Here is a 7,789-nt window from a genome sequence, read left to right as displayed (position 1 = left end):
TTTCATGCTAAAGCTCTGATTTATTACTGTTTCCATTGTAAAAATATTTTTACTGTGATAAAATATATTACATGTATAAGGATAAAGAATTAAGGGGGCATAATAATGATAACAGCATTAAAGGTTGTAATAATTATTTCCGCATTAACAGTTATATTGGCAATATCTCTTCAAGAAAGTAAATCATCAGGCTTAGGTGGCTTAGTAGCTGGAAGTTCAGAAACTTTTTATAGCAAAAATAAAACTAAAACAAAGGAATCATTCTTAACTAAACTTACTATAGTATCAGCAGTTGTTTTTGCAGGGTCAATTATAGGAATAAACATATTTATACTTTAACTAAAAGCTATCCATGGGATAGCTTTTGTATTTAATGTCTGATAAAATTATATTAAAGATTAAATGTTTACACTTTAATATGATAACTTTATAATGTATATAGATGAATTTTTTAGTGATAGGGGAGAAAATAATGAGTGGATATGTTTCAAAACTTGAAACTTTAGAAATGGATTATCTTGTTGATGCAATTAGATCTCTTAAAACCAGAGAGGAAGTATATAGGTTCCTTGAAGATGTTTGTACAATAAATGAAATAAAAGCTATGGAGCAAAGACTTCAAGTTGCAAGAATGCTTAAAGAAAGAAGAACTTATTTAGATATCGCTAGTAGTACTGGAGCTAGCACTGCTACAATAAGTAGAGTTAATCGTTCTTTAAATTATGGAAATAATGGATATAAGGTAGTATTTGAAAGAGTTGATTGGAATGAATATGAAGATAAATAGAAAGTTATAATTAATCATAGATTAATTATAAGAAAAAGCCTTACTTTTAAGAGAGTAAGGCTTTTTCTATTTAATCAACTTATTAGAAATTAAAATAATTACAATATAAGGTTATGGTGTAGTAACTATATTGAGTAATTATTTATATGTCGTTTATAAATTCATAGTATATGGTATAATAAAGAATAGGTTAAATATTCATAGTATAGTATTATATTATAGTATAAAGAAGATTAATAAATTACATTAGATAACTATAAATTTAGGAGTGATTAGATGGATTTAAAAAAGCTATTAAACAAGGAGCAATACGAAGCAGCTGTTACCGTAGAAGGCCCCTTGTTAATTTTAGCAGGTGCAGGATCAGGAAAGACTAGAGTTCTTACTTATAGAATGGCACATATGATAAATGATTTAAATATATATCCCTCACAGATTTTAGCTTTGACTTTTACAAATAAAGCAGCAGGAGAGATGAAGGAAAGAGTTAAATCATTAGTAGGAGATATAGTTGATACAATGTGGGTTTCAACTTTTCACTCTAGCTGTGTAAGAATTTTAAGAAGAGAAATTGATAAGTTAGGATACAATAAAAATTTTACTATATATGATAGTTACGATGCTAAATCACTAGTAAAGCAGTGCATGAAAGAACTTAATATCAATGATAAAGACATAACTGATGGAGAAATTATCTCAAAAATTTCCGATGCTAAAAATAAATTAATATCTGCCAAGAAGTTTAAAAAAGAAAATGAAGGAAACTTTCGAATGAATAAGATAGCAGATGTTTATCTAACCTATGAGAAGAAATTAAAGACTACAAATTCTTTGGATTTTGATGATCTAATTTATTTAGTTGTTAAACTGCTTAAAGAAAATGATGAGGTTAGAGAGTTTTATAGAAGAAAATTTAAATATATTCTTGTAGATGAGTATCAAGATACTAATAAATGTCAATATGAATTGATAAAGCTTTTAGTTAATGAAAATGAAAATATATGTGTAGTTGGAGATGACGATCAATGTATTTATGCATGGAGAGGTGCAGATATAAATAATATATTGGACTTTGAAAAGGATTTTCCAAGAGCAAAGGTTATTAAGTTGGAGCAAAACTATAGGTCTAAATCAAACATATTAGAGGCTGCTAATAAGGTTATAACAAATAATGCGCAAAGAAAAGATAAAGTATTAAGAACTGAAAGTGAATCTGGAGAAAAGCTAAAAGTATACAGAGCCTATAGCGACATAGATGAAGGAAACTTTGTAGCAACTCAAATTAAAAGAATGATAAGAGAAGAAAATAGAAGCTTAAAAGATTTTGCTATACTTTATAGAATGAACTCTCAATCGCGTATATTTGAGGAAGCCTTTAGAAGGAATGAGATAACCTATAAAATAGTAGGGGGACTCAGATTCTATGAAAGAAAAGAAATTAAGGATATTATGGCTTACTTAAAAGTGATAAATAATCCTCTTGATGATATAAGTTTAAAAAGAATTATAAATGAGCCTAAAAGAAGTATTGGAGAAACAACCATAGCTAAGGTACAGGAATTTGCAGCAGAAAATAATATATGCATGTATGATGCGCTTTTAGATGCAGAATTTATACCAAATCTTTCTGCAAGAGCTATAACATCTATAAATAAATTTGTGAGTTTAATGAATACTCTTATAGTGGATGCAGAGAATATAAGTGTACCTGAACTAATTGAGGATATTTTAGATAGAAGTGGATACATGAAAATGCTTAAGGGTTCTAGTAGTGCAGAGGATGAAAGTAGAATAGAAAACTTAAAGGAACTTGTATCTGATGCTGTAGTCTTTGAAAATTCTTCAGAAGATAAATCCTTAAGTGCATTTTTAGAAAAGGTAACTTTAGTTTCTGATATAGATAATTTAGATGAAGAGAATAATGCAGTAGTAATGATGACTGTTCATAGCTCAAAAGGACTTGAATTTCCAGTAGTTTTCTTAGTTGGAATGGAAAATGGAATATTTCCAGGCATGGCTTCTTTGAATAATTTTAATGAGATGGAAGAATCAAGAAGACTTTGCTATGTTGCCATTACAAGAGCTGAAGAGATGCTATATATATCATCGGCAGAACAGCGAATGGTATTTGGTAGAACTGTGGGATATCCTATATCAGACTTCATAAGTGAAATACCTAAGGAATTAAAATGTGATTTGAATGATGATGGAGGAACTCAATCTAGAGGAAGTTTTGATAATATTAACAATAGAATAAATAATAAAGTTAATACTAATCCTCACTCCTTTAGAAGTGGTTTTTATAATTCAAAGAAACCTATGGTTTCAAGTGAAATTAGTGGCATGGAATGTGGAGTTGACAAATGTGCAGCTAAAGAAGAACTTACTATAGGTGTAAAAGTAAGACATGGTAAGTTTGGAGTGGGAACTGTAGTATCTATATCCTCAGACAATGGAGAAACTATAGTAACTATAGCTTTTAACAATATGGGAATTAAAAAGCTTATGCTTAATAAAGCAGGTCTGGAACTAGCTTAATATAGTGTAAGAAAGTCACGAAGACAGCAGAATAAGTTTATTATAGGCTATGTTTTAGATGTTAATAAAACATAGCCTATAATTAAATTTTAAATATATATAAGAGCTATTTTTAAGTTAATAGGAGGAAGCGTTATAATGAGTGATGATAAGCGTAGTAAAATGCTGAAGTTAGTAGAGGAGTTAAATAAATACTCCTATGAATACTATGTACTAGATAATCCTATCATATCTGATAAAGAATATGATAAAAAATATGATGAACTTAAGGTTTTAGAAAGTGAACTTGAAGAGGTTTTACCTTATTCACCAACGTTAAGAGTAGGAGATATAGTTTTAGATGAATTTAGAAAATATAAGCATAGAGCTCCTCTTTGGAGTTTAGATAAGGCTCAATCCATAGAACAAATTAAGAATTGGCATAATAGAAATATTAAAGCTATAAATGATTATAATAATAATCATGAAGAAAAACTACCAAGTGTTAAGTATATTGTTACTAAAAAGTTTGATGGACTTTCTGTAAACTTGACCTATAACCAAGAGGGGATTTTAATAGTTGGATCCTCTAGAGGGACTGGAGAAATTGGAGAAGACATTACTAGTCAAGTAAAGACTATAAAATCTATTCCACTCATAATAGATAATCACAGTATAATCGAAGTTCATGGTGAAGCTATTATGACAAAGGAAGCTTTTGAAAACTATAATAAAAATGCTTCTATCCCATTAAAAAACTTAAGGAATGGAGCAGCTGGAGCTCTTAGAAATTTAAATGTAAAGGAGACTGCCAGAAGAAATTTATCAGCTTTTTTCTATGATGTTGGATATAATGAAGGAAATCCTTTTGATACATATACTGAAATGATGAATTTTATAAAAAAAATGGGACTTCCTATGGATAATTATATGGAAACATGCATTAATATTGAAGAGATAGAAAAACAAGTTGAATATATTAATAGTATTAGAAACAACTTGAATTATGACATAGATGGGGTAGTTATAGCAATTGATGATATAAAAACTAGAGAGGTATTGGGATATACAATAAAGTTTCCTAAGTGGGCAATAGCTTATAAGTTTGAAGCAGAAGAAACAACTACTAAGCTTTTGGATGTAGAATGGAATGTAGGTAGAAGTGGAAGAGTTAGTCCTACTGCAATTCTTGAACCAGTAGAATTAGGTGGTGTAACAGTTAAAAGAGCTACTTTGAATAACTTAGATGATATTCAGCGTAAGGGAGTGAAAATTGGTGCTACAGTATTTGTTAGAAGATCTAATGATGTAATTCCAGAAATAATGGGAGTAGTAGAGGAGTCATTAGAAAGAAGTATTTCTATTGAAGAGCCTCAGGTATGTCCTAGTTGTGGGGAAGAATTATTTAGAGATGGAGTGCATTTGTTTTGTGAAAACACCTTGGCATGTAAGCCTCAAATGGTAAAAACTATAGTTCACTACGCTAGCAGAGAAGCTATGAATATAGCTGGATTTAGTGAAAAAACTGCTGAACAGTTATTTGAAAAACTTGGAATAAAGTCCATAGCAGATTTATATAGAATAAAAAAAGAGGAATTAGTTGGATTAGAAAAGTTTGGAGATAAGAAAGCTACAAATCTTTTAACAGCATTAGAGAATAGTAAAGACTGTGAATTATCTTCATTTATATATGGACTAGGTATTCCTAATGTGGGTAAAAAGACAGCTAAGGATCTATCAAAAAAATTTAAAACTTTAAAAAATATTGAGAAAGCATCCTTTGAAGAATTAATATCAGTTCCCGATATAGGAGATATAGTTGCAAAAACTATAGTTGAATTCTTCTCATTAGATAAATCTAGAGAAACCATAAATGAGCTATTAAATTTGGGTGTAACTCCAAGGGAGGAACAAGTTCAGCAAATAGATGAAAATCCTTTTAAAGATAAAACTATTGTAGTTACAGGAAGTTTAAAAGAATTTTCAAGAAATGAAATTAAAGATAAATTAGAAAGTTTCGGTGCAAAGGTAGCAGGTTCTGTAAGTAAAAAAACAGACTTTGTTATAGTTGGAGAAGACCCAGGTTCTAAGTATAATAAAGCTATAGAATTGGGAATTAGAGTGATTTCTGAAGAAGAATTTAAGGGAATGATTTAAAGTAGAAAGCATTAGCCCCATGGAGTTTTTATCCATGGGGCTAATCGCTATAGTAAATAATTTGTATTGTACTATACATATAATCAATATAAATTTTTCTGTTGATTAGGAGTATCATCCATAACTAAATAATTATTATTCTACATAGGAGAGTCAGAAGTGCTATCTAAAAGCTCTGAACTAGAGTTTTCATCAATTATTTCAGATTTTTTTTGTTGTTCCTTTTCCTTAGCTTGCATATCTATACATGAAATATTTAATATATGTGAGATTTTTTCAAGTATATAATTACTATATCTCAGCTGGCTATATATAGAATTGAAAACAACAAATCCCCAAATGATTATTATCATAAAAGTTATTAAAGATAAGATTCCTAATATTTTCAATATAATATCTAAGTAAACCATAAGATACCTCCAATTTATTTACACATTATTATAAATATTATATCACATGTTTACAATTGGAAAAGAAGAATTTTGTGTTAACTTGCTCAGAATTGTTTATTTTGAAATAAATGAGTAAATAATTTTAAATATAGGAGGTGTTGTGGTGAAGAAAATAATATTTACAGTACTTTGCATTATAATAATTTTAGCAGGAATATCTATTGAGAAAGATAAATTAAATTCTGTAAAATATAGTAAAGCGAATTATATAACTTACAATATGAATGTAAATCCTGAAGATTTACAGTTAACAAGAGAAAATACTGTAAGAGATAAGGATTTGCTAATAACACTTTTTGAAGGTTTAGTAAAAGAAGATAATAATGGAGAAATAGTACCAGCACTTGCAAAGGAGATAATAACCTCGGAAGATGGCTTAGAATACACTTTTATATTAAGAGAGGATATATATTATAGCACAGGAGAAAAAATTACTGCAGAGGCAATTAAGAGTTTTTTTAAAGGTTTTTTAAGTGATAGAAATAATGTATATGCTAGTAGTTTAGATTGTATATATGGAGCTAAGGAGTTTAGAGAAGGAATTGGTGATTTTTCAAATGTGGCAATAAACGTAAAAGATGATAGTACCATAGCTATTAGACTAAATTATAAAAATCCTTATTTTATTAATATCATAGCTAACCCAGTATTTAACCTTAGGGATTACGGAACCCTGGATAGGTATAAAGAAAATTTTACTTCAATAAGGTATACAGGGCCCTTTGTAATTAAAGATGTAAAGAATGATGGGATCTACATACAAAAAAATCAAAAGCATTATGAAAAAGCTAAAATTACTGATGAAACTATTAGAATTACATTTTTAAACAGCGAAGAAAATACTTTAGCTATTTTTGAAAAGTCAACGGATAGCAATACAGATTATTTTCCAGGTGGTATTGATATAATGATGGATGCTCCAATAAATGAACTTTTAAGATTATCTCAAAACTCAATGGTGAGAAGTTTTAATGGTTCAGCTGTATATTATTTAAGTTTTAACCCGGATAAAGCAACTGTTGGTGGAGATATAAATTTTAGAATAGCTATAAACTCACTTTTATCAAAGGAATACTACTCTCAACTTATATGCAAAGAATTACTTACTCCAGCTACATCCTATGTGATGAAAACAGATGAAACAGAACAAGTATTCTCGATTTTTGGAGATACTGAAAAAGCTAAAGAATTCTTTAACAAGGTCAATATCAATGAAAATCCTGAAATAAGAGTAATTTTTGAAAAAAATAACTTGAATAGGAGAATTGTTGAAGATTTAAGTATTGATATTAAAGAATGTAATGATTCAGAAATAGCTTTAAAAGAATATTCTAAAGAAGAATTGAAAAATGCTGTTGATAAAGGAGATTATGATATAGTATTGCAGAGGTTTGATTTCAGCTATAGAAATCCTGGAGAGTATTTTGAGAGTTTCCATAAGATTTCTAATAATAATCTCATTTCATATGAAAATGAAGAATATTACAATCTTATTAATTCTGCAAAATATGAAATGAATGACGAAAAAAGAAAAATTATTTATGAGGAATGTGAAAAAATACTAAGAAATCAGTTAATATCTATACCTATATATAATATTAACAATGTTGTTTGTGTTAAAGAAGGTATAAATCAAGTGTATGTAACTACCACTGGAAATATAAGATTAGAAAAAGTTAAAGGGGCTTTCGCAAAATAGATAACTCTCTTTTGTGATTGTCCTATCAAAAAAACTGAAATCAAAATTTGATTTCAGTTTTTTTATTGAAAATATTTCTAAAAATATAATCTTTTACTTAAATAAAAAATGCAGACTCCAAAGAACCTGCATTTTAGTTATAATTTTAATATGCGAAAACAAAATATAACCAATAAG

At 28.5% G+C, this 7,789-nt stretch carries 6 protein-coding genes; 5 read left to right on the top strand and 1 reads right to left on the bottom strand.

The genetic code is table 11. The annotated features are described in order from the left end of the window. Nucleotides 1–105 precede the first annotated feature (105 nt). The 4 genes from secG (at nucleotide 106) to ligA (ending at nucleotide 5,461) form a co-directional block, all read left to right on the top strand. The gene (gene secG / locus B2694_RS00210; RefSeq protein ID WP_035135246.1) at nucleotides 106–339 is read left to right on the top strand and encodes a preprotein translocase subunit SecG; all 234 of its coding nucleotides are present in this window, start codon (nucleotides 106–108) and stop codon (nucleotides 337–339) included. A gap of 133 nt (nucleotides 340–472) precedes the next feature. Then, nucleotides 473–787 (top strand): YerC/YecD family TrpR-related protein, encoded by a 315-nt coding sequence (locus B2694_RS00205; protein WP_346884045.1) that lies wholly within the window; start codon nucleotides 473–475, stop codon nucleotides 785–787. 276 nt (nucleotides 788–1,063) lie between these two features. Then, complete coding sequence (gene pcrA, locus B2694_RS00200) at nucleotides 1,064–3,325, top strand: DNA helicase PcrA (RefSeq protein ID WP_346884044.1); 2,262 nt, start codon at nucleotides 1,064–1,066, stop codon at nucleotides 3,323–3,325. Nucleotides 3,326–3,463: 138 nt separating this feature from the next. After that, a complete protein-coding gene (gene ligA / locus B2694_RS00195) occupies nucleotides 3,464–5,461 on the top strand; it encodes an NAD-dependent DNA ligase LigA (protein WP_346884043.1) in 1,998 nt (665 codons plus the stop codon). 140 nt (nucleotides 5,462–5,601) lie between these two features. Here ligA and B2694_RS00190 read toward each other — a convergent pair whose 3' ends face one another. Beyond that, nucleotides 5,602–5,871, bottom strand: coding sequence for a hypothetical protein (locus B2694_RS00190; RefSeq protein WP_346884042.1), 270 nt, complete (start codon nucleotides 5,869–5,871; stop codon nucleotides 5,602–5,604). A 145-nt stretch (nucleotides 5,872–6,016) separates the two neighbouring features. Between B2694_RS00190 and B2694_RS00185 the strand changes: the two genes are divergently transcribed. Beyond that, a complete protein-coding gene (locus tag B2694_RS00185; protein WP_346884041.1) occupies nucleotides 6,017–7,612 on the top strand; it encodes an ABC transporter substrate-binding protein in 1,596 nt (531 codons plus the stop codon). Nucleotides 7,613–7,789 lie beyond the last annotated feature (177 nt).

The organism is Clostridium sp. UBA4395 (assembly GCF_002390995.1).
Lineage (GTDB): Bacteria > Bacillota > Clostridia > Clostridiales > Clostridiaceae > Clostridium_J > Clostridium_J sulfidigenes.
Note: the sequence above shows the minus strand (reverse complement) of the source record. Positions and strands in the feature narration are given on the sequence as shown.

Bases quoted from the DNA above. Each gene is read 5' to 3' on its own strand.
- B2694_RS00190 (WP_346884042.1), bottom strand. From the start codon at position 5,871: ATGGTTTACTTAGATATTATATTGAAAATATTAGGAATCTTATCTTTA.
- ligA (WP_346884043.1), top strand. From the start codon at position 3,464: ATGAGTGATGATAAGCGTAGTAAAATGCTGAAGTTAGTAGAGGAGTTA.
- B2694_RS00205 (WP_346884045.1), top strand. From the start codon at position 473: ATGAGTGGATATGTTTCAAAACTTGAAACTTTAGAAATGGATTATCTT.
- secG (WP_035135246.1), top strand. From the start codon at position 106: ATGATAACAGCATTAAAGGTTGTAATAATTATTTCCGCATTAACAGTT.
- pcrA (WP_346884044.1), top strand. From the start codon at position 1,064: ATGGATTTAAAAAAGCTATTAAACAAGGAGCAATACGAAGCAGCTGTT.